This is a genomic window from Streptomyces sp. NPDC055506 (genome assembly GCF_053643595.1).
On sequence record NZ_JBSHKH010000029.1, the window covers coordinates 45,674 to 67,915 of the forward strand.

Genomic DNA, 22,242 nt, shown 5'->3' on the forward strand with positions numbered 1-22,242 from the left:
AGAAGTGCCCCGCTTCAGCATCATCGTCCCCGTCTACAAGGTGCAGGGCTTCCTGCGCGAGTGTCTCGACTCGGTGCTCTCCCAGTCCTACGGCGACTTCGAGGTGATCGCCGTGGACGACCGCTCCCCCGACGGCAGCGGCGCGATCCTCGACGAGTACGCCGCGCGCGACGCCCGGGTGCGGGTGCTGCACCTGTCCCAGAACGTCGGCCTGGGCCGGGCCCGCAACGCCGGACGGGAGCAGGCGGCCGGCGACTACGTCCTGTTCCTCGACAGCGACGACCGCTACACGCCGGGTCTGCTGGCCGCCGTGGCGGCGCGTCTGGAGGCGACCGGCGACCCGGACATCCTGGTCTTCGACCATGTGCGCACCCACTGGTGGGGCCGGGGCGGGCGCAGCGAGGCGGCGGACCTGCTGGCCGAGGCGGGCACGGAGACGTTCGGCATCCGGGAGAACCCGCGGTACCTGAACCTGTTCCTCGTCGCCTGGAACAAGGCGTACCGGCGCGCCTTCCTCAAGGAGCACGGCCTGGAGTACGCGCCGGGGCTGTACGAGGACGCGCCGGTCACCTACCGGGCGATGGTGCTGGCGGACCGCATCGCCTGTCTGGGCCGGATCGGGGTGGAGTACCGGCAGCGCAGACAGGGCGCGATCACCAGGACGCCGGGGCGGCGGCACTTCGAGATCTTCCCGCAGTACGAAGGCCTGTTCGCGTTCCTGGAGCGGCGCCCCGACCTCGACTGGGCACGGCCGCCGCTGCTGGAGCGGGCGCTGGACCACATGCTGTTCGTGCTGGCCCGCGAGGACCGGGTGCGGCCCGCGGACCGGGGCGACTTCTACCGCGAGATCCGCTCCTTCCACCGCCGTCACCTCCCCGAGGGCGGCTTCCCCCAGCCGGACGGCTGGCGCGGGGTCGAGATGCGGCTGCTGGCCTCGGCGCCCTACGCGTCGTACGCGGCGGTGCGCGGTCTGCGGGACCTGCGCGCGAGTGCCCTGGGCAGAAAGCGGCGGGTGGCGCGGAAGGCATCGGGGACGCTTCTGCGCACCTGGTACGCGGCCCAGTCGAAGCGCCCGCTCGATCCGCACCTCGCCGTCTACTCGGCGACCCACCACCGGGGCGTGTCCGGCGACCCGGCCGCGATCCACGCCAAGGCGCGCGAGATCGCCCCGCACATCCGGGGCGTGTGGGTGGTCCGGGAGGACGCGGTGGAGGCGCTGCCGCCCGGCATCGACCATGTGACACCGGGCTCGCGGCGCTACCACGAGGTCATGGCGCGGGCCACGTACTGGGTGAACAACGTCAACTGGCCCGGCACCCTCGCCAAGCGGCCCGGCAGCGTCCACATCCACACCCACCAGGGCACCCCGCTCAAGTACATGGGCGCCGACCTGCTGACCAAGCCGGGCGCCCGGCACGGCTTCGATGTGCCGCAGATGCTGCGCCGGGCCGACCGCTGGGACTACAGCCTGGTCGCGGGGCTGCACGCGGAGCGGGCCTGGGAGCGGGCGTACCCGTGCCACTTCACCTCGCTGCGGACCGGCAGTCCGCGCAACGACGTCCTGGTCGGCGCGGACCCGCAGCGGGGCCCGCAGGTGCGCGAGCGGCTCGGCATCCCTGCCGGTCACACGGTCGTGCTGTACGCGCCGACCCGGCGCGACTACCGCAAGGGCGGCCATGTCGACCGGTTCGACCTGGCCCGCTTCGCCGAGGATCTCGGCCCGGGTCACACCCTCGTCGTCCGGCTGCACCCCTCGCTGGCCGGGGGCGTGGCGCGCGGCCTGGGGCTGGCCGAGCTGCACCGGCGGGGCGTGCTGGTGGACGCGACCGACGAGCCGCACGTCGAGGACGTGCTGCTCGCCTCCGACGTGCTGGTCACCGACTACTCGGCCCTGATGTTCGACTACGCCCTCCTCGACCGGCCGATCGTGGTCCACGCCGACGACTGGGGCGCGTTCGCGGCCAGCCGGGGGGCGTACTTCGACATCACGGCCGACGCGCCGGGGCATGTGTCGCGCTCGTACCGGGAGCTGGCCTGGCTGTTCGCGTCCGGCACCTGGCAGGACGGGGAGTCGGCGCGGCTGCGGGCGGGCTTCCGGGAGCGGTACTGCGAGTTCGAGGACGGGCGGGCCGCCGAGCGGGTCGTACGCCTGCTGATGCTGGGCGAAGGGGGCGGTGCGCAGCTGCCCGCTGCCCGCCGGACCGCTGGTGCCGGTGCGAGGTCCGAGGCGCTGGTCGAGCGATGAGAACACCCGCCACCCCCGAGGCCCTCCCCTCGCTGCCCGGCCAGCGGGCCGCCTCGGCCCGGCCGCCGGCCGCCGCCGAGCGGCCGCGGCCGGTGCACTGGTGGCACGCGGCGCTGGTCGCCGTGCCCACCGCGGCCCTGTTCGTGCTGGGCTACCGGCGGCGCTGGATCTGCGACGACGGGCTGATCTATCTGCGGCCGGTCCGGCAGATCCTGGCGGGCAACGGGCCCGTGTTCAACGTGGGAGAGCGGGCGGAGAGTTCGACCGGCACCCTGTGGCAGTGGCTGCTCGCGCTCGCCGCCTGGGTCACCGGCGAGGACCCCGCGTTCCTCGCGGTCGGGCTCGGACTGCTGCTGAGCGCCGCCGGGTTCGGGCTCGCCCTGTACGCCACGTGCCGGCTGCACCGGGGCGCGAGGCTGCTGCTCCCGGCGGGGGTGTGCGTGCTGCTGGCCGTGCCGCCGTTCTGGTCGTACATGACCTCGGGCCTGGAGAGCGGCCTTGGCGCCTTCTGGACCGGCCTGTCCTGGTGGCTGCTGACACGTACCCGGCGCGGGCAGCCGACCCGGCCGGTGTACACGGCCGCCTTCGTGTTCGGGCTTGGTCCGCTGGTCCGGCCCGACCTCGCGGTGGTCACGGCGTGCTTCCTGGCGGCGCAGTGGTGGGTGCTGCGCCCCTCCCGGCGGGGCACCGCCGCGATGCTGGCCTCGGCGGGAGCGCTGCCGCTGGCGTACGAGGTCTTCCGGGCGGGGTACTACGGGATCCTGGTGCCGCTGCCCGCCATCGCCAAGGAGGCGGGCGCCAGCGACTGGGGCCGGGGCGCGGGCTATGTGCAGGAGACGCTCGGGCCGTACTGGCTGTGGCCGGTCGTCCCCGTGCTCGGCGCGCTGACCGTCCTGCTGGTGCGGCGCACCCGCCGGGAACGGCGCTACCGCGCCCCGGAGCGGACCTCGCTCGCGGTGTTGCTGGCGCCGCCGACCGCGGGCCTGCTGCTGTCCGCGTACGTCATCCGGGTCGGCGGTGACTACATGCACGCGCGCATGATCCTGCCCGCCCTTCTGCTGCTGCTCCTGCCGGTGCTGGTCGTTCCGGCGAACCGATTCACCGGTGTCGCGAGCGCGCTGCTGCTGGTGTGGCTGTGCGCCGCGGTCAGCCCGCTGCGGACGCCGTTCGACGTGCGCGGCACGCCCGGGTCGTTCAATGTGCGCAGCTCCGACGTGGAGGCCCTCGGCGACCACAACCCGGTGCGCACCGGCACCTGGGTGGCCAACTGGCCCGCCCTGCCGGAGGGGCGCGGCATGCTGGCGGAGGCGGTGCGCGCGCCCGGGCCGACGCTGCTGTACTTCGACTCCCGGCGGCGGCTGCACGCCACGCCGATGCGGCCGGACTCCCGGTACCACGTGGTGATCGTCGGCCGTCATCTCGGCGTCACGGGGGCCGCGGCACCGCTCGACGCCTATGTCAACGACGCCTGGGGGCTGGCCAGTCCCGTCGGCGCGCATCTCGCGCTGGAGCGGTGGAGCTGGCCCGGGCACGAGAAGTTCCTGCGCAACCACTGGGTCTTCGCGGAGTGGGCCGTGCGGCACCCCCCGCAGCGCGATCTGCTGCGGGCCGGGGCCTCGCTGGAGACGGTCGTGGCGGCCCGGGCCGCGCTGGACTGCGGTGAACTGGCCGAGCTGAAGGAGTCGGTGCGCGCGCCGCTCACCGCCGAGCGGTTCTGGCGGAACCTCACGGGGTCCGTCGAGCGGACGGGGTTCCGGTTCGCCCGCTGGCCCGCGACGGCGGAGCAGGCCCTGTGCGACTGACCCGATGAGGTGACCCGGGGTCAGGGCATGCGTGGGGCGGGAACATCTGGCGCATGCCCGCCCCCACTTCTAGGAGCGCCTCGGTCCTCGTCCGGCGGACCGTGCGCGGTGCGACGGCGCTGCGCGGCGGGCCGATGGGCCGGCTCACCCCGTACCGGCTCTTCGGCACCCTGTTCTGGCTGGTGATGACGCTGGCGTACTGGCGGGTGCCGCTGTGCTGCGACGCCGGAGTGCACGCGGCGGTCGTGGAGCGGCTCAGGGCCGATCTGCTCCACCCGGCCCACCCCATGGCGGACCTGCCGGGCGAGGGCAGTCCGTACTACAGCCCCTACGCCGTCGCGCAAGGCGCCTTGGCACGGCTGACGGGGCTGTCCGGCTGGGGAGTCCTGAAGCTCGCGGGGCCGGTGCATCTGCTGGTACTGCTGACGGGGCTCGGCCGTTTCGTCCGGACCCTCACCCCGCGTCCCTGGGCGCCGGTGGCGGCTCTGCTGTTCATGACGCTGCTGTGGGGCACGGCGCGGATCCCGTGGAGCGGCCTCGGTCTGCTGCCGATGACGACGAACCTGGGCCATCCGTCCGCGCTCGCGATCGGGCTGACGCTCTGGGCGTGGGCCTGGACGGCGACCCGTGCGCGTGAGGACGCCCCCGCCGTGCGGTTCGTCGGTCCGAGCGGGCTCGGCGGCCTGCCGGGGTACGCGGGGCTCGGCGCCCTGTACGGGCTGCTCCTGCTCACCCACTTCGTCACGGCCGCCTCGGCGCTCATCGGCGCGGTGGCGATCGTGGCGTCCCGGCAGCGCGGCTGGCGCCGGCCGGTCGTGGCGCGCTGGGCGCTCGCCGGGGTGGTCTGCGGGGCGGTCGCGGTGGCATGGCCGTACTACGGCGTGCTGGATCTGGTGGGCGGGGCCGGCGGGGACACGAGGGACCGGCGGCTGTACGAGGAGATGTTCGCCGGCTCCTGGCTGGCGCTGCTCGGGCTGCCCGCGCTGTGGGTGCGGGCGCGCGGGACCTCGCGTGATCCGCTGGTGCTGATGTTCCTGCTGGAGTGCCCGCTGGTCGCGTACGGCTGGGTGAGCGGGCACTACGCGTACGCCGGTGCCCTGTGGGCCGTACTGCTGCCGCCGCAGTGCGCACTGGCGGTGGAGCTGGCGGCGCCCCGGCCCTGGCGGCGGGCCCGGAAGGTGCTGGGCGGGGCGGCGACGGCCGGGGTGTGCGCCGGGTTCGTCACCGTGCACGCCGGGGCGGTCGTGCCGCGCTCGGTCGACCCGGTGGGGTTCGCGCAGCCCGTGCGCCCGCCGGCGTACGACTGGGCGGCACGGCACATCGGGCCGGGCGAGGTGGTGATCACCGACGGGTACCCGGCCGGCGACTCCATCGCCGGGTACGGGCCGAACCTCGTCGCGCCCGTCCGGTCCGACCCGGCCCTGGACGAGCGGGTGCGGGAGCGCCGGGCGGCCGATGTCCGGGCCTATCTGTCCCCTGGTTCGACCCGCGCCCAGCGTGCCGCCGTCGTCCGCCGCTACCACGTGCGCTGGCTGCTGCTGACGCGCTGGCACCCGGCGCCCGAGGAGGCCGTGGTGGTGGCGTGGAGCGGGGAGACGGGGGAGGTGCTGGCGCGGGTCGGGGGTGACGCGCGGGTGGTTACTCGATGACGAGGTCGACCTCGATGTTGCCGCGGGTGGCGTTGGAGTAGGGGCAGACCTGGTGGGCCTGTTCGACCAGCTTGCGGCCGGTCGCCTCGTCCACGCTGTCGGGCAGCTCGACGCGCAGCGTGACGGCGAGACCGAAGCCCTCGCCCTGCTTGCCGATGGAGACCTCGGCGGTCACGGCGGCGTCGCTGACGTCGACCTTGGCCCCGCGGCCGACGAGGCCGAGGGCGCTGCCGAAGCAGGCGGCGTAACCGGCGGCGAAGAGCTGCTCCGGGTTGGTGCCCTGGCCGTTGCCGCCCAGCGCCTGCGGCATGCCCAGCGCGAGGTCCAGCGTGCCGTCGGAGCTGACGGTGCGGCCCTCGCGGCCGTGGGTGGCGGTGGCGACAGCGGTGTAGAGCGCGTCCATGGAAATCTCCCTCTCGCATCACGTTCCGGCGGCCCGCTTCCGGGCCGCCTGACACCCATGATTAGAGCACACAATTAAGTTGTGTGCAATTGAATGGTGGGATCGAGCTACCCTGGAAGCATGAACACGCCGGACGACGACTGGCTCCGACTGGACCAGCAGATCTGCTTCTCCCTGCACGCGGCCTCCCGCGCCTTCAACGGCGTCTACCGCGTGATCCTCAAGGACCTCGGGCTCACCTACCCGCAGTACCTGGTGATGCTGGTGCTCTGGGAACAGGGCGAGCTGCCCGTGAAGAAGCTCGGGGAGCACCTGCGTCTCGACTCCGGCACCCTGTCGCCGCTGCTCAAGCGGCTGGAGGCGGCCGGTCTCGTGCGCCGGGAGCGCAGCGCGCGCGACGAACGGTCGGTGGAGGTGCGGCTGACCGAGGAGGGTGCCGCGATGCGGACGCGGGCGCTCCAGGTGCCGCGCCGGATCGCGGGCGCGACCGGCTTCGACGCGACCGAGGTGCGCGCCCTGCGGGCCCGCCTCGACGAGCTCACCTCCGCGCTGGACGCGGCGGCACTCTCGGAGGTGCCGGGCGGGACACCGGGGCGGGCGTAGCACTGTAGGGCGTAGGGCGTTTTATCGCTTTCACGTCATTCACCCGATTTACGATCCGTAGTAATGAATGCCGCTGTGGATGCCGACAGGCCTCGCCCCCAGGTCGCCGTCGTGGTCATCGGCTACGACGACGCCGCCCATGTGACGGACGCCGTGCGCTCGGCGCTCGCGCAGGGCCCGGCCGTGCGCGAGGTCGTGGCCGTCGACGACTGCTCGGCGGACGGCAGCGCCGGCCTCCTCGACCGGCTCGCCGCGTCGGAACCCCGCCTCAGGGTGATCCGCCGCCGGGTCAACAGCGGCGGCTGCGGCACCCCGCGCAACACCGGGCTCGACGCGGTGACGTCGCCGTACGTGATGTTCCTGGACAGCGACGACGTCCTGCCGCCCGGTGCGGTCGACGCGCTGCTCGGGGCCGTGACGGGCGCGCACGCGGAGGTCGCGGGCGGGCTGTGCGTACGCCGGGAGCTGCCGTCGGGGCGTGAAGTGCCCTGGCAGGCGCGCCTCTACGCGTTGCACGCCGCCGTGCCGCGCCCCGCGCAGCGCCCGCAACTCGTCCACGACACGCTCTGCGTCAACAAGCTCTACCGCACCGCCTTCCTGCGCGAGCACCGCATCCGCTTCCCCGAGGGCCGTTTCCCGTACGAGGACGTCGTCTTCTCCGCGCGCGTGCTGGCCGCCGCCCCGCGCATCGCCTTGATCCCGGACCTGGTCTACGTCTGGCATGTGCGCCGGTCCGCCGAGCGGCTGTCGATCTCCCTGGACCGGGCCGGCGTGGACAACTGGCGGGCCCGGACGGAGGCGTGCCGGCAGGCGTACGAGATCCTGCTGGGCGCCGGGCAGAAGGAACTCGCGCGGGCCGCACGCGCCAAGTTCCTCGACCACGAGGTGCGGATGTACGTGCGCGAGCTGGGCCTGCGGGACGCCGCCTACCGGCGCGCGTGGTGGGAGCTGACGCGGGCGCATCTCGCCGAGTACGACGCCGACGACTGGGCGCGCAACCCGGCCGCTCCGGGCCGGCTGGCCGGGCGGGTCGTCCTGGCCGCCCCGGAGCCGCGCGACCTGCCCCGGCTGCGGGAACTGGCAGCCCGTCCGGCCCGCCTCTGTCCGCCGTACGCCCGTGCCGCCGACGGCACGCCCGTCTGGTCGGAGGACCTTCCGCAGATCTCCCTGGAGCACCTGCTGACCCGGCCGGTGCGCGCGCTGCCCCTCGCCGTGGACGCGGAGCTGCGGCCACGCGCGCGTGGCGCCCGGCTGCGGCTGCGCCTGCACGAGCTGTACGGCCGGGTGGAGCGGGCGGGCCCGGAGGCGGTGGAGGTGGAGTGGCGACACCGGGACGACGGGGACGCCGGCGTCCCCGTCGTGGCGACGGAGTTCGCGGTGGCCGCCGGCGGCTGGTCGGCCGAGGCGGAGCTCGACCTCCCCGCGCTGGCCGCGCTCGGTACGGGCACCTGGGACCTGCGCCTTCGCCTCCGCTTCCGGGACGGCGCGAGCCGCGAGGTCACGGCGCACGCGCTCGCGGGCGCCGGCCTGCTGCGCCGCAGTGCCGTCCCGAGCGCCCGGTACGGCGTGGTGCTCGTGCAGCCGTACGCCACCCACTCCGGCGCGCTGGCGCTGCGGGTGGCGCCCGGCGCGCGCGGTGTGCTGTCCGTCGTACGCGCGCGACTGCGCCGCCTGCTTCAGTCAACTGCCCGGCGCTAAAGCGCCGGGCTTGCGCAACGGGCACCACTGGCGGTGATGCTGCGTTCGCGTCCGGCCCCGCCCCGCTGGCGCGGTGGTGGGGCGGGGGCCGTTGACGGGGCCCCGCGTCGCCACAACTGCCACGCACGAGCGCGGATGTTGCGGGAGCCATTGCGGTCTGCGTGATCAACGAATCCGCAGTTCCGGCACGCGAAGCAGGCCTGGGAGACCCGGTTCGCCTTGTCGATGTGCCCGCATTCGGCGCAGGTGCGGGAGGTGTACGCCGGGTCGACGTACACCACCGGCACTCCCGCTCGGCGGGCCTTGTACGCGATGAACTGCCCCAGCTGGGCAAAGGCCCAGCTGGAGTGGGTGGCCCGTTGGGGCTTGCGGAGCCGTACCCGTTCGCGGATGCCCGTCAGCTCTTCCAGGGCGATCCCGCGACCGGTGCGTTCTGCCTCGGCCACCACGTGTTTGGCGATCTTGTGGTTGATGTCCTTCGCCCGTCGCGCTTCCTTGCGCCTGCGTTTGTTCAGGCGGCGCTTGGCGGAGGGTGTGTTCTTCTTCTGGAGTTTGGCGCGCAGGGTCCGTTCCCGGGTGCGGGCGCGGTTGATCTCGCGTCCGGCCATGATCTCGCCGTCGGAGGTGGTGGCGATGTTGACGATGCCCAGGTCGACGCCGAGGAAGTCGTGCGGATCGGTGTTCGGCTCGGGCTCGGGGACCTCGCAGGTCGCCAGGAGGAACCACGTGCCGTCCCGGCACAGCAAGTCCGACTCGCCCTTGCGGTACAGGGCCAGCGTGGCCAGCTGTTCCGCAGAGGCAGTGAAGGCCACGTCCTTGATGCGCCCGGCCACGGTCCAGACCGAGACCCGCCGCTCGGCGATCTGCCAGGACAACATCCGGTCGTCATACGGCTGCGCCCCTTCCGGCCGGAAGACGATCGGCTTCTCGGTGGCCTTTTGGTACCGCTTCGAGCCGGGCCTGCCCAGATTCCCCGCCGCCCGGTTCGCCTTCAGCGTGGCGTACGCGTCGCACGTCTTCTTGATCACGTGCTGGGCGGCCTGCGCCCCCAGCCCCCACCGCGTCTTGATCTCGCCGTACGTGTGCTCACGCAGCGCGAAGTTCCGCTTTACGTCCTTCTCGAACGCCACACCGCTGGCCCAGGTGGCTGCCTCGTTGCAGGCGCGCAGAGTCGCCTCAAGTGCCGCCGCCTGCTGGGGCGTCGGCAGCAGTCTCACCTGCATGGTCAGCTTCACGATCACCCAACGTACACACACGTACGACAACCCACCGCACGTTCCCGCTTGATCACCCGACCGGGTGAACCCGTCACCGCACACCCTCCCGCTCCGCGGGAGACGACACCCGGTAGCGATACCGCGGCGCTGCGCGCGCCTGCTTCACTGGATGGACGACGGGCCAACTGACGAGGGGACGGTCGCACATGACCTGGTTGATCACCGGCGGTGCCGGCTACATCGGCGCGCACGTCGTACGGGCGATGACCGCTGCGGGGGAAGGGGCGGTGGTCTACGACGACCTGTCCACCGGTATCGCCGGGCGCGTGCCCGAGGGGGTGCCGCTGGTGGTGGGCTCGACGCTGGACGCCGAGCGGCTCGCGCGCACCCTCGCGGACCACGCGGTCACCGGCGTCGTCCATCTCGCGGCGAAGAAGCAGGTGGGAGAGTCGGTCGAGCAGCCGCTGCGCTACTACCGGGAGAACGTCGAGGGCCTGCGGATCCTGCTGGACGCGGTCACGGCGGCGAAGGTGCCGTCCTTCGTGTTCTCCTCCTCGGCGGCGGTGTACGGCATGCCGGACGTGGACCTGGTCACGGAGGAGACGCCCTGCGTGCCGATGTCGCCCTACGGCGAGACGAAGCTGGCCGGTGAGTGGCTGGTCCGCGCGACGGGCCGGGCGAGCGGTCTTTCGACGGCGTCCCTGCGGTACTTCAACGTGGCGGGTGCGGCGAGCCCGGAGCTCGCGGACACGGGGGTCTTCAACCTCGTACCCATGGTCTTCGAGAAGCTCACAGCGGACGCGCCGCCGCGGATCTTCGGCGACGACTACGAGACCCCGGACGGCACCTGCGTACGCGACTACATCCACGTCGTCGACCTGGCCGAGGCCCATGTCGCGGCGGCCCGGGCACTGCGCTCCTCCCCCGGCCGCGCCCTCACGCTCAACATCGGCCGGGGCGAGGGCGTCTCCGTCCGCGAGATGATCGACCGCATCAACGCGGTCACCGGCCACGACCTGCCGCCCACGGTGGCCCCGCGCCGCCCGGGCGATCCGGCCCGCGTCGTCGCCTCGGCCGACCGCGCCGCCACGGAGCTGGGCTGGAAGGCCAGGCACGACGTCCAGGACATGATCGCGTCGGCGTGGGAGGGGTGGGTACGGCTGCACCCGGAGGCGGTGCGGGGCTGAACCCCCGTCACCTGCCGGCGAGCCCCCTCACAACGCCCGCAACGCCCCCGCCGTGGCCCGGGCCAGTGACCCCAGATAGCCCTGCGGCAGCTTCGGGCTGCGGATCACCACCGAGCGCCAGTAGAGCGGGCCCGAGATCAGGTCGAGGGCCAGTTCGTGGTCGAGGCCCTCGCGGAGCTCGCCGCGGCGTTCCGCCGCCGTGACGATGCCGGTCGCGACGCCGTCCTGCCCCTCGCGCAGGGCCTTCTGGAGGGCCTCGGCGATATCGGCGTTGCGGGCCGCCTCGGCCTGGAGGTCGGGGATGATCTGCGAGGCGACGGGGTGGCGCAGGGCGCGGGACGTCACCTCGTACAGCAGCCGCAGGTCGCCCTCCAGGGAGCCGGTGTCCGGCGCGGGCAGACCCTGCACGGCGAGCGCCGAGACGATGTCGAGCACGAGGTGCAGCTTCGAGCGCCAGCGGCGGTACACCGCCGTCTTCCCGACGCCCGCCCGGCGGGCGATCCCCTCGATGGACATCCGCGCGTAGCCGACGGCCGCGAGCTCCTCGAACACGGCCGCCCGGATCGCGTTCGTCACGTCCTCCCGCAGCACGGCCGCCCCCGCGGGGGCCCGGCGGCGCGGACGTGGCTGCGGACGCGGCTGCGGCGGCTCCTCGGCGTTCGCGTTCGTCGTCATGCCGACAGCATAGGGGCGTCACGACGAAACGGTTGCGTTCCGACGTAGAGAAGGCCTACGCTCACGTTGCGACGATACGGTCCCGTTCCGACGTAAGAATTCGTGAAGAGTCTGGTAAAGAACCCACTTTCCCGCTCCTCACGGCCCCAGGTCCCACACCCCTCCCCCCTCTTGCCCCCCCCCCGAACGAAAGCAGCGGATGTGAGCCAGGTCCTCGACACACCGCCCCAGCCACCGACCCCGGCCCCGGCCCCCGCCGCCGACGACCTCGCGGCCCTCGCCGCCCGTCACGGCCTCGCGGTCAGCGGTGCCCGGCCCTCGCTGCCCGCGTACGTGCGTCAGCTGTGGGCCCGCCGCCACTTCATCACCGCGTTCGCCACCGCCAAGCTCACCGCCCAGTACAGCCAGGCGAAGCTGGGCCAGGTCTGGCAGGTGATGACCCCGCTGCTGAACGCGGCGGTCTACTACTTCATCTTCGGCGTCCTGCTCGGCACCAAGCACGGTGTGCCGGACTACATCCCGTTCCTGGTCACGGGCGTGTTCATCTGGACGTTCACACAGAGCTCGATCATGGCGGGCACCCGCGCCATCTCCGGCAACCTGGGCCTCGTCCGCGCCCTGCACTTCCCGCGCGCCGCCCTGCCCCTGTCGTTCTGCCTCCAGCAGCTCCAGCAGCTGCTGTTCTCGATGGGCGCCCTGGTCGTCATCCTGCTCTGCTTCGGGGTGCCGGTCGGCGTGTCCTGGCTGCTGGCGCTGCCCGCGCTGTTCCTGCAGTTCACGTTCAACGCCGGCGTCTCCATGGTCATGGCCCGGATGGGTGCCAAGACCCCGGACATCGCCCAGCTGATGCCGTTCGTGCTGCGCACCTGGATGTATGTCTCGGGCGTCATGTGGAGCATCGACAAGCTGGCCGACAAGGACAGCCTGCCCCGTGTGGTGACGGTCCTGCTGGAGACCAACCCGGCCGCGATCTACATCGACCTGATGCGCTTCGCCCTGATCGACAGCTTCCACGCGAGCCAGCTCCCGGCCCATGTGTGGGCGCTCGCCGCCGGCTGGGCCCTGGTCGCCGGCGTGGGCGGCTTCATCTACTTCTGGAAGGCAGAGGAGACGTACGGCCGTGGCTGAGCACCTGAGTGAGAAGATCCCCACCGTCGTCGCCGACGGCGTCGACATCGTCTACCGCGTCAACGGCACCGGCGCCGGACGAGGCTCCGCGACCGCCGCCCTCAACCGCATCGTGCGCCGCAAGAAGACGGAGAAGGCGGCCGGTGTGCGCCGGGTGCACGCCGTGCGGAACGTGTCCTTCGTCGCGTACAAGGGCGAGGCGATCGGCCTGATCGGCACCAACGGCTCCGGCAAGTCGACCCTGCTGAAGGCCGTGGCCGGACTCCTCCCCGTCGAGAACGGCCGCATCTACACCCACGGCCAGCCCTCCCTGCTCGGCGTCAACGCGGCCCTGATGAACGACCTGACCGGCGAGCGCAATGTGCACCTCGGCGGCCTGGCCATGGGCATGTCCCGCGAGCAGATCAGGGAGCGCTACGAGGAGATCGTCGACTTCTCCGGCATCAACGAGAAGGGCGACTTCATCACGCTGCCGATGCGGACGTACTCCTCCGGCATGGCCGCGCGGCTGCGGTTCTCCATCGCCGCCGCCAAGGACCACGACGTGCTGCTGATCGACGAGGCGCTGGCCACCGGCGACCGCTCCTTCCAGAAGCGCTCCGAACAGCGCATCCGCGAGCTGCGCAAGCACGCGGGCACGGTGTTCCTGGTCAGCCACAACAACAAGTCGATCCGCGACACCTGCGACCGGGTGCTGTGGCTGGAGCGCGGCGAACTGCTCATGGACGGGCCGACGGAGGACGTCCTCAAGGAGTACGAGGCGTTCACCGGGGACAAGTCCGCGAAGCCCAAGCCGAAGGTTCCCGTTCGCTCGTGAGGCGCACTCCGGTCATTCGCTCGTGAGGCGTACTCCGGTCGTTCGCTCGTGAGGCGTACTCCGGTCGGCCGTTTTGTCCTATTGATGAAACCATGACCGAACACGACGCTTCAGTGAGAAGGAGCCCTCGCGATGGCCGAGCTCAGCCTCATCGTCCACGGGGCGAACGTTCAGGACCATCTGACGGAACTCCTCGACTCGCTCGCCGCGCATCCCCTCCCCGACGCCGAGGTGATCGTGGCCGCGGTCGGCGACTGGGCCCGGGAGACGGCCGAGCGGCACACCCCGGACGTCCAGGTGCTGCCGGTGCCTGACGGCATGGGCGACGCGGCGGCCCGCGCGGCGGGCGCGGCCCGGGCCTCGGGCCGCTGGCTGCACTTCGTACACGCCAAGGACGGCCTGCCCGCCGGCGCTCCGCGCACGGTCGCCGAGCGGGTGGCCGAACTGCCCGCCGAGGTGGACGTCCTGCTGCTCGACCACGTCCGCAGCACCTGGCACACCTCCGGCATGCCCTCCCCGAACGGCTCCCTGCTGGCCCGGGCGGGCCGCGCCGACGTGGCCCTCGACGTCTGCGCGCCCCTGTTGCGCCTCACCCCGCTGCTCGGCACCCGCGTCCTGCGCGCGGACTTCTGGCGGGCGCACGAGCAGCAGCTCACCACCGACGACGAGCCGCACGCCGCCCTGGCCGCCCTGCTGCTCGCCGACCGCGTCGCATGCCTGCCACACGTCGCCTACGAGGACCGCGCCCTGCGCCCCGCGAGCCTGCCGCCGGTCACCCCCGAACAGCGCTACGGCCTCGTCGAGCGCTACGAGTCCCTCCTCGACCTCACCCGGGACCGCCCCGCCGCCCACGCCGTGCTCTACGACGTCATGGTCCGCGACTTCCTGCGCGTCTTCGCGCGCGGCGGCATGGAGGAGGAGGTCGCGCGGGAGTTCTTCCGCCGGGCGTCCCTGGCCGCCCTGCGCCGCCGCCCCGAGGGCTACAGCCGCCCCGCCGGCCTCGAAGGCGTCCGCCGCTCCCTGCTCGAAGAGGGCGCCTACGCCAGGTACCGGGCCTTCCAGGCCGTCAACCGCACCCGCCGCACCGCCAAGTCGGCCGTACGGAGCCGCAAGCGCCAGGTCGGCGCCAAACTCCGCGACCACCAGTACCGCCGGGCCCTCGCCCGCCCGGTGAACCCCCACCTCGCGGTGTTCGCGGCGTACTGGAACCGCGGCGTCGCCTGCAACCCCGCCGCGATCGCCGCCGAGCTCTCCGAACTCGCCCCGCAGATCCACCCGGTGTGGGTGGTCACCGAGGAGAACGAGGCCCTCCTCCCGCCCGGCACCGATCATGTCGTGCCCGGCAGCCGCCGCTACTGGGAGGTGCTGGCGACGGCCAAGTACCTCGTCAACAACGTCAACTTCCCCAACGCGGTGGTCAAACGCCCGGACGCGATCCACGTCCAGACCCATCACGGCACGCCGCTGAAGCGCATGGGCCTGGACCAGATGGCGTACCCGGCCGCAGCGCAGGGCCTGGACTTCAAGGCGCTGCTGGAGCGCATCGACAAGTGGGACTACAGCATCTCCGCCAACAGCCACACCACCCGTATGTGGGAGCGCGCGTACCCCTCGCACTACGTCTCCCTCGACCACGGCTATCCGCGCAACGACGTCTACTACACGGCCACGGCCGAGGACATCCGCGCCGTCCGCGACCGCCTCGGCATCGACCCGGGCCGCCGGGCCGTCCTCTACGCGCCGACCCACCGCGACTACGAGGCCGGCTGGACACCGCGCCTGGACCTCGCCGCCCTCGCCGACCGCCTCGGCGATGACACCGTCCTGCTCGTGCGCGGCCACTACTTCTACGGCGGCGCGGCCTCCCCGCTCACCAACCTGCGCCGCACGGGCCGGATCATCGACGTCTCCTCCTACGACCCGGTCGAGGATCTGTGCCTGGCGGCGGACGCCCTGGTCACGGACTACTCCTCGATCATGTTCGACTACGCCAACCTCGACCGGCCGATCGTGATCCACGCCGACGACTGGGAGACGTACCGCACCACCCGCGGCGTCTACTTCGACCTGATGGACCACGCCCCGGGCCCGGTCGCCCGCACCCAGCAGGAGCTGACGGAGATCCTCACCACCGAGGCCTGGCGCGACGAGAGCGCGGCGAAGACCCGGGCCGTCTTCCGGCGCCGGTTCTGCGAGTACGACGACGGACGCGCGGCCGAGCGCGTCGTACGCCGGGTCTTCCTCGGCCAGGACGAACGCTCCCTGCCGCCGGTGCTGCCGATCGAGGAACGCGTCCCGGCCCCGACCCCGCAGGAGGCGACCGCATGAGCACCCCCGACGTCACCGTGACGGTCATCGTCTACAACGACGCCGAACGCCTCACACGCGCGGTCGACTCGGTCCGCCGGCAGACCCATGCGAACGTCGAGATCATCATCAGCGACGACCACTCCACGGACGGAACCGCGGAGGTCGCACGGCATCTCGCGGCTCAGGACCCCCGCGTCCGCCACCTCCGCCTTGAGCAGAACAGCGGCGGCTGCGGCGTCCCGCGCAACCGGGCCCTGGACATCGCCCGGGCGCCGTACCTGATGTTCCTCGACAGCGACGACGAACTCCCCGACGACGCCGTCGCGCTGCTGCTCGCCGCGCACCGCGAACGCGAGATCGACTTCGCGATGGGGGCGGTGCAGCGGGTCCGGGTGGACAACGGCCGCCGCTCGACGTGGATGCCGCACCTGGTCGCCGAGCGCCGCACCCTCGACGGCATCAAGGCCGACCCGCGCCTGCTCTTCGAGCACCTGTCGACGAGCAAGATGTACGCCCGCGCCTTCCTCGACCGGCACGGCCTGCGCTTCCCCGAGGGCATCCACTACGAGGACCAGTTGTTCTCGGCCCAGGCGTACTGCCTGGCCAAGAGCTTCACGATCGTCCCGGAGCCGGTGTACCGCTGGTATGTGGCGCCCTACGCGGCCTCCGAGGCGGCCTCGATATCGAACCAGCGGCACAAGCTCGCCAACGTCCGCGACCGGATCCACGTCCAGCACCTCATCGACACGTTCCTGACCGAGAACGGGCAGGAGTCGCTGCGCGAGGACAAAGACCACAAGTTCCTCAAGCACGACTTCCGGATGTACGCCGGGGACCTGCCCTACCGGGACGAGGAGTGGCTGTCCTCCTTCGCGGACCTGGTCACCCCGTACCTCGACACGCTCTCCCCCGGCGCGTTCGCCCGTCTCCCGCGCGCCGAACGCGTCCTCCTCCAGCTGATCCGCGACCGGCGCCTGGCGGACGCCCGGGTGGCGGCCCGAGGACTGGGCCACGGCGTGGGGCCGCGGCGGATCACGACGGACGGGGAGGGCCGCACGTACTGGGGCGACCGGATCCCCGCCTCCGAGTGGGCCCGCCGCGAACTGGACATCTCGGACCTGGATCTGGAGACCCGGCCCTTCCCGAGCGCCCAGTTCCGCCACGAGATCACGGAGATCACCCGGGGCCCGGGCGCCTCCGTCGACCTCGCGATCCGCACCTACGACCCGGCCCTGCGCCTCCCCGTCGGCCCCCGGCGCGCCACACTCCTCATCGCCCCCGGCGGCCACCGCGTACACGTCCACTTCCGCCTCTCCCCCGTCGGCCCCGGTGTCTTCGAGGGCCACGCCCACCTCGACCTCGCAGCGGCGCTCCTCCCCTTCTACGGCTTCTCCGGAGTCCGCCACCCCCTGCTCCGCCTGCAACACCAGGGCGTCTCCCACACCGGCCTCCTCCTGGCCCCCCTGACCTTCCCGTCCTTCACCCTTCAGGTCCCCCACCACCACCTGACCCTGGAACCCGAAGGCCACGCCCCGGGCCGCCTACAGGCCCGCTGGGAACCGACGGGCACAACAGCCAAACTGATCCGCCCAACAGTCCGCCGCCTGGCCCGCCCCAGGGTCAAACGAGCAGCACGCTTGCTGGCAAGCGCACTGAAGTAGACAGTCCGCCCACCCGTGCCGCCCTAGCTGCGGGCAATCGTGCCGCCAAGGGCGGCACGGGTGGGCGCAGCGGCACCCCGCAGCGCCGGGCTGCGCAACGCCCCGCCCCCAGCGCCAACGCCCAGCACCCAAGAACGAACCTCAGCACCAACCCCCCGCCCCTACCCCAACCGCTTCCGCACCGGCTCCCCCTCCAACGGCGGCGACGCGACACCCCCATGCCGCAAACACTCCGGCCGCCGACACCCCGGCGGCGGCCTCCGCACCGTCGCCCCCGCGATCAACGCCCCCACCACCAGCGCCCCCGCACACCACCCCATCGCCCGCCCGAACGCCGCGTCGAAGGCGGCAGGCTCCCGGTACGCCTCCTCCCCCATCCCCGCCAGCAGCGGCAGCGCCGCCACCGCCACAAGACCCGCCGCCCGGGCCGCCGCGTTGTTGATCCCGCTGGCCAGCCCCGCCCGCGCCACATCCACGGACCCCAGCACCGTCGCCGTCAGCGGCGCCACCAGCATGACCAGGCCCAGCCCGAGCACCAGCAGCGCCGGCAGCACATCGGCCCAGTAGGACGCGCCCGGCCCCACCCGCAGCATCAGCAGCATCCCGGCGGCACACAGCAGCGGCCCCACCGTGAGCGGCAGCCGCGGCCCGATCCGGTCGGCCAGCTCACCGGACCGCGCCGACAGCAACAGCATCAGCACGGTCGTCGGCAGCAGCGCCGTACCGGCCCCGAGGGCGGAGTAGCCCACGACGACCTGGAGCTGGAGAGCCGCGAGGAAGAAGAACCCGCCGAGGGCCGCGTACACACACAGCGTGACGATGTTGATCACCGTGAACTGGCGGGAGGAGAAGATGTCCGGCGGCATCATCGGCTCGGGCCGGCGCCGCTCGACGACCACGAACGCGACGGCCACGGCCACCCCGGCCACCGCCGACACCACCACCGGCAGGCCGCCCTGCCCTGCCTCGATCAGCGCGTACGTCAGCAGCGCGAGCGCCAGCGCCCCCAGCACGGCCCCGAGCACGTCGAACCGCCCGTGTGCCTCACCGTCCCCCGACTCGGGCACATGCCGCAGCGCCACCGGCACGCACACCAGCGCCAGCGGCACGTTCAGCAGGAACACCCACCGCCAGCCCGGACCGTCCACCAGCCAGCCGCCGACGAACGGCCCGACCGCCGCGCCGACACCGCCGAAGCCGGACCACAGACCGACGGCCCGGCCCCGGTCGTCGGGGTGGAAGGACGCCTGGATCAGCGCCAGCGACCCGGGCGTGAGCAGCGCGCCACCCACTCCCTGCAACGCCCGCGCGGCGATCAGCGTCCCCGCGTCCGGCGCGATCCCGCACAGCAGGGAAGCGGCCGCGAACCACACCACGCCGACGACGAACACCTTCCGGCGCCCGAAACGGTCCCCCAGCGCCCCGCCCAGCAGGATCAGACCGGCCAGCGTGACCATGTACGCGTTGACCGTCCACTGCAGGGCGGACAGGTTCGCGTCGAGGTCACGGCCGATGCGCGGCAGCGCGACATTGACGACGGTCGAGTCCAGCATGGCCATGCTGGAACCGAGGACGGTGGTGAGCAGGATCCATCGGCCCTGTGGGGAGGCCAGCCGGACATCGGGCATGCAGGGAGCATACGGAAGAGCCCGGCACCACAGGAGGTGCCGGGCTCAAGCCGTGAAAACGTGACTTACTTGATCTTCGTGCCGGTGGAGCGCAGGTTGCCGCAGGCCTCGACGACGCGCTTGGCCATGGACGCCTCGGCCAGCTTGCCCCAGGTGCGCGGGTCGTAGGTCTTCTTGTTGCCGACCTCGCCGTCGACCTTCAGGACACCGTCGTAGTTGCGGAACATGTGGTCCGCGACCGGGCGGGTGAAGGCGTACTGGGTGTCCGTGTCGAGGTTCATCTTCACGACGCCGTTGTCCAGCGCGGTGGCGATCTCCTCGGCGGTGGAGCCGGAGCCGCCGTGGAAGACGAAGTCGAACGGGGACTGCTTGCCGAACTTGGCGGCGACGCCCTCGTTCAGCTCCTTCAGCAGCTCGGGACGGAGGACGACGTTGCCCGGCTTGTACACGCCGTGCACGTTGCCGAAGGACGCGGCCAGCAGGTAGCGGCCCTTCTCGCCCAGGCCCAGGGCCTCGGCCGTGCGGATCGCGTCGTCGACCGTGGTGTACAGGGAGTCGTTGATCTCGTGCGAGACACCGTCCTCCTCGCCACCGGTCGGGGTGATCTCCACCTCGAGGATGATCTTGGCGGCGCGGGCGAGCTCCAGCAGCTCCTGGGCGATGGAGAGGTTGTCGGCCAGGGTCTCGGCCGAGCCGTCCCACATGTGGGACTGGAACAGCGGGTTCAGACCGGCCTCGACGCGCTTCTTGGAGAGCGCCAGCAGCGGACGTACGTACCCGTCGAGCTTGTCCTTCGGGCAGTGGTCCGTGTGCAGGGCGATGTTCACCGGGTACTTCTCGGCGACGATGTGCGCGAACTCGGCCAGGGCGACCGCGCCGGTGACCATGTCCTTGTTGTACTGGCCGCCCAGGAACTCGGCACCACCCGTGGAGATCTGGACGATGCCGTCGCTCTCCGCCTCAGCGAAACCGCGCAGGGCCGCGTGCAGGGTCTGGGTGGAGGTCACGTTGATGGCCGGGTAGGCGAACTTTCCTGCCTTCGCCCGGTCCAGCATCTCGTTGTAGACCTCGGGAGTTGCGATGGGCATGCGTCCGCTCCTTGTATCTGCGGGTTGGGGTACTGCGTTCTTTACGGCCCTGACCTAGACCTTGGGATGCGACGTCATCGTCGGCCCCATCTTTCCAGACTTGGCCGGAAGGTCCAGGCCACCGTCCACGCCCTGGTCAGGTCCCGGTCAGTCCAGACCGAGCTCGTCCTTCGAGAAGGCGAAGAGGTACGGCACCCCGGCCCCCTCCTGGATCTTCTCGGCGGCGCCGGTCGCCCGGTCGACGATCGTCGCGACGGCGACGACCTCGGCCCCGGCCTCGCGCACGGCCTCGACGGCGGTGAGCGGGGAGCCGCCGGTGGTGGAGGTGTCCTCGACGACCAGCACGCGGCGGCCCGCGATGTCCGGGCCCTCGACGCGTCGCTGCAGGCCGTGCGCCTTGGCGGCCTTGCGGACGACGAAGGCGTCCAGGCGCTTCCCGCGCGCGGCGGCGGCGTGCAGCATGGCGGCGGCGACGGGGTCGGCGCCCATGGTGAGCCCGCCGACGGCGTCGAACTCCAGCTCCGACGTCAGATCCAGCAGCACCTGCCCGACCAGCGGGGCGGCCTCGCCGTCGAGCGTGACGCGGCGCAGGTCGACGTAGTAGTCGGCCTCCAGACCCGACGACAGGGTCACCTTGCCGTGCACCACGGCCTTGTCCTTGATCTGCTGCAGCAGCGCGCCGCGTGTGTCCGTCATGCCGCCCAGCTTAGAGGCGGCGCCAGCTCCAGGTCGTGGTGGCCTCCAGCGGCTCCAGGGGCGTGACCAGGCGCGGCAGGGTGTTGAGCCCGTTGGGCGGCCCGGTCTGCGGCTCCACGCACACGGCGGCGTCCTGCTCGTCGTAGACGACGACCCACTCCTCGCGGCTGGCCACCTTCAGCTCCAGCTGACCGGGCCAGGTCAGGGTGACGTCGACGCCGCCGGGCATCCCGAAGCAGTCGTCCCAGGGGCCGGGCTTCGGGTCGATCCGGTTGCCGGTGGGCAGGTGGTCGTCGCCGCGCTCCTCCTGCCAGGCGGGTTCGAAGTCGAGCCGGACGTCCTGGGCGCCTTCGCCGCCCAGGTTCCGGTTGAACCACGGGTGCCAGCCGATCTGCGCCGGGAAGGACGAGTCGTACGTCTCGACGGACATGGTGAGCGTCAGCGCGTCCTCGGTGAGGGCGACGATCTGGGTGACGCGGCCGGAGTGGGGCCAGGGGTCGACGAGCTCGTACGTGAGGACGGCCTCGTCCGTGCTCGTGCGGGCGGTGCGCCAGGCGTGGTCGCGGACGGTGCCGTGGATGGCGTGGGGCGGGGCGTTGAGCGGCAGCTGCCGCACGACGGCGCCGTCCAGGAACCGTCCGTCGCGGACCCTTCCGCACCACGGCACCATCGGGAAGCAGCCGAAGCGCTCGCCCTGCCGGAGCATTTCCACGCCGCCGATCCGCAGTCCTCCGACCCGGCCGCCGTTGCCCGGCTGCACGGTCACCTCCGCGTCGCCCGCGGTCAGCGTGATGTCTTCGTCACTCACGGGTCGACCCTACTCGGGTGATCAAGAGGGCCTCACGCGGAACGGGGCGTTTCAGCGCCGTCGGCGCAGGGCCCGTACCGCGACGATGGCCGACGCGACCGCGAGTGCGGCCGCGGGCGCCGCCCAGCGCAGCGGGGCCGGGGGCGTCACGGTCTGCGGCGCGGGCACCGGCGCGTACCGCCCGCGCGGCGGGGCGTGATCGACCTCCTCGGCACTACGCCCGATCATCGTCCGCCGCGCATGCGCGGCCTCGGCGATGGACTCGGCGTCCTCGTTCTCGGCAGAGGGGGGTTCGGGGACGGGCGCGGGGGCCGGGGCTTCGTCGTCGGGTGCGGCTGCGGACTTCTCGTCGGCCGAACCGGAGGCGGGGCTCCCGCCACCGGGACCAGCGGCCGGACCCTCGCCACCGGCACCAGCAGCCGGACCCTCGCCACCCGAACCCGCGGCCGGACTCTCGCCGCCAGGGCCAGCGGCCGGGCCCTCACCACCAGGACCGGAAGCCGGACCCTCACCACCGGCACCAGCGGCCGGACCCTCGCCACCCGGACCCGCAGCCGGACTCTCGCCACCGCGGCCAGCGGCCGGGCCCTCACCACCAGGACCGGAAGCCGGACCCTCACCACCGGC

At 72.5% G+C, this 22,242-nt stretch carries 17 protein-coding genes and 2 pseudogenes; 11 read left to right on the forward strand and 8 right to left on the reverse strand.

The genetic code is table 11. From position 1 onward, the window contains the following. Nucleotides 1–4: 4 nt before the first annotated feature. Genes ACWIF2_RS14080 through ACWIF2_RS14090 form a run of 3 tightly spaced genes read left to right on the forward strand, consistent with a single transcriptional unit; the run spans nt 5 to nt 5,696 of the window. Entirely contained in the window at nt 5–2,245 is a 2,241-nt protein-coding gene (locus ACWIF2_RS14080; RefSeq protein ID WP_454360489.1) for a bifunctional glycosyltransferase/CDP-glycerol:glycerophosphate glycerophosphotransferase, read from the forward strand. Further along, entirely contained in the window at nt 2,242–4,047 is a 1,806-nt protein-coding gene (locus ACWIF2_RS14085) for a hypothetical protein (protein WP_454360490.1), read from the forward strand. The genes ACWIF2_RS14080 and ACWIF2_RS14085 overlap by 4 nt, the downstream gene beginning before the upstream one ends. Nucleotides 4,048–4,100: 53 nt before the next feature. Next, a complete protein-coding gene (locus ACWIF2_RS14090; protein WP_454360491.1) occupies nt 4,101–5,696 on the forward strand; it encodes a hypothetical protein in 1,596 nt (531 codons plus the stop codon). Here ACWIF2_RS14090 and ACWIF2_RS14095 read toward each other — a convergent pair. Beyond that, a complete protein-coding gene (locus ACWIF2_RS14095; protein WP_376393510.1) occupies nt 5,686–6,099 on the reverse strand; it encodes an organic hydroperoxide resistance protein in 414 nt (137 codons plus the stop codon). The two genes, ACWIF2_RS14090 and ACWIF2_RS14095, sit on opposite strands and share 11 nt — an antisense overlap. Nucleotides 6,100–6,219: 120 nt before the next feature. Between ACWIF2_RS14095 and ACWIF2_RS14100 the strand changes: the two genes are divergently transcribed. Further along, complete coding sequence (locus ACWIF2_RS14100) at nt 6,220–6,702, forward strand: MarR family winged helix-turn-helix transcriptional regulator (RefSeq protein ID WP_454360492.1); 483 nt, start codon at nt 6,220–6,222, stop codon at nt 6,700–6,702. Nucleotides 6,703–6,765: 63 nt separating this feature from the next. Next, nucleotides 6,766–8,400, forward strand: coding sequence for a glycosyltransferase (locus ACWIF2_RS14105; RefSeq protein ID WP_454360493.1), 1,635 nt, complete (start codon nt 6,766–6,768; stop codon nt 8,398–8,400). Here the strand turns inward: ACWIF2_RS14105 and ACWIF2_RS14110 are convergent. Further along, entirely contained in the window at nt 8,397–9,635 is a 1,239-nt protein-coding gene (locus ACWIF2_RS14110) for an RNA-guided endonuclease InsQ/TnpB family protein (RefSeq protein WP_454360494.1), read from the reverse strand. The two genes, ACWIF2_RS14105 and ACWIF2_RS14110, sit on opposite strands and share 4 nt — an antisense overlap. Nucleotides 9,636–9,823: 188 nt before the next feature. Here ACWIF2_RS14110 and galE point away from each other — a divergent pair, with 188 nt between their 5' ends. Beyond that, entirely contained in the window at nt 9,824–10,804 is a 981-nt protein-coding gene (gene galE / locus ACWIF2_RS14115) for a UDP-glucose 4-epimerase GalE (protein WP_454360495.1), read from the forward strand. Nucleotides 10,805–10,831: 27 nt separating this feature from the next. On the opposite strand, the gene ACWIF2_RS14120 is transcribed toward galE, so the two are convergent. Further along, entirely contained in the window at nt 10,832–11,479 is a 648-nt protein-coding gene (locus ACWIF2_RS14120; protein WP_454360496.1) for a TetR/AcrR family transcriptional regulator, read from the reverse strand. Nucleotides 11,480–11,680: 201 nt separating this feature from the next. Here ACWIF2_RS14120 and ACWIF2_RS14125 point away from each other — a divergent pair, with 201 nt between their 5' ends. From ACWIF2_RS14125 to ACWIF2_RS14140, 4 genes are all read left to right on the forward strand, one after another. After that, a complete protein-coding gene (locus ACWIF2_RS14125; RefSeq protein ID WP_382500032.1) occupies nt 11,681–12,607 on the forward strand; it encodes an ABC transporter permease in 927 nt (308 codons plus the stop codon). Continuing rightward, a complete protein-coding gene (locus ACWIF2_RS14130) occupies nt 12,600–13,424 on the forward strand; it encodes an ABC transporter ATP-binding protein (RefSeq protein ID WP_454360497.1) in 825 nt (274 codons plus the stop codon). The genes ACWIF2_RS14125 and ACWIF2_RS14130 overlap by 8 nt, the downstream gene beginning before the upstream one ends. Nucleotides 13,425–13,556: 132 nt before the next feature. Further along, nucleotides 13,557–15,752 (forward strand): CDP-glycerol glycerophosphotransferase family protein, encoded by a 2,196-nt coding sequence (locus ACWIF2_RS14135; protein ID WP_454360498.1) that lies wholly within the window; start codon nt 13,557–13,559, stop codon nt 15,750–15,752. Then, complete coding sequence (locus ACWIF2_RS14140; RefSeq protein WP_454360499.1) at nt 15,749–17,395, forward strand: glycosyltransferase family 2 protein; 1,647 nt, start codon at nt 15,749–15,751, stop codon at nt 17,393–17,395. Before ACWIF2_RS14135 ends, ACWIF2_RS14140 begins: the two co-directional genes overlap by 4 nt. 161 nt (nt 17,396–17,556) lie before the next feature. Here ACWIF2_RS14140 and ACWIF2_RS14145 read toward each other — a convergent pair whose 3' ends face one another. From ACWIF2_RS14145 to ACWIF2_RS14165, 5 genes and pseudogenes are all read right to left on the reverse strand, one after another. After that, entirely contained in the window at nt 17,557–19,023 is a 1,467-nt protein-coding gene (locus ACWIF2_RS14145; RefSeq protein ID WP_454360500.1) for an MFS transporter, read from the reverse strand. A 65-nt stretch (nt 19,024–19,088) separates the two neighbouring features. After that, a complete protein-coding gene (gene fbaA, locus ACWIF2_RS14150) occupies nt 19,089–20,111 on the reverse strand; it encodes a class II fructose-bisphosphate aldolase (RefSeq protein ID WP_454360501.1) in 1,023 nt (340 codons plus the stop codon). Nucleotides 20,112–20,258: 147 nt separating this feature from the next. After that, complete coding sequence (gene pyrE, locus ACWIF2_RS14155) at nt 20,259–20,807, reverse strand: orotate phosphoribosyltransferase (protein ID WP_454360502.1); 549 nt, start codon at nt 20,805–20,807, stop codon at nt 20,259–20,261. Between the two features lie 10 nt (nt 20,808–20,817). Next, the gene (locus tag ACWIF2_RS14160) at nt 20,818–21,615 is read right to left on the reverse strand and encodes an aldose epimerase family protein (protein ID WP_454360503.1); all 798 of its coding nucleotides are present in this window, start codon (nt 21,613–21,615) and stop codon (nt 20,818–20,820) included. Nucleotides 21,616–21,666: 51 nt separating this feature from the next. After that, nucleotides 21,667–21,870 (reverse strand): annotated as a pseudogene (locus ACWIF2_RS14165) (carbon monoxide dehydrogenase); the annotation flags it as partial. Between ACWIF2_RS14165 and ACWIF2_RS14170 the strand changes: the two are divergent. Continuing rightward, nucleotides 21,856–22,242: pseudogene (locus ACWIF2_RS14170) on the forward strand (hypothetical protein); the annotation flags it as partial. The pseudogenes ACWIF2_RS14165 and ACWIF2_RS14170 sit on opposite strands and share 15 nt — an antisense overlap.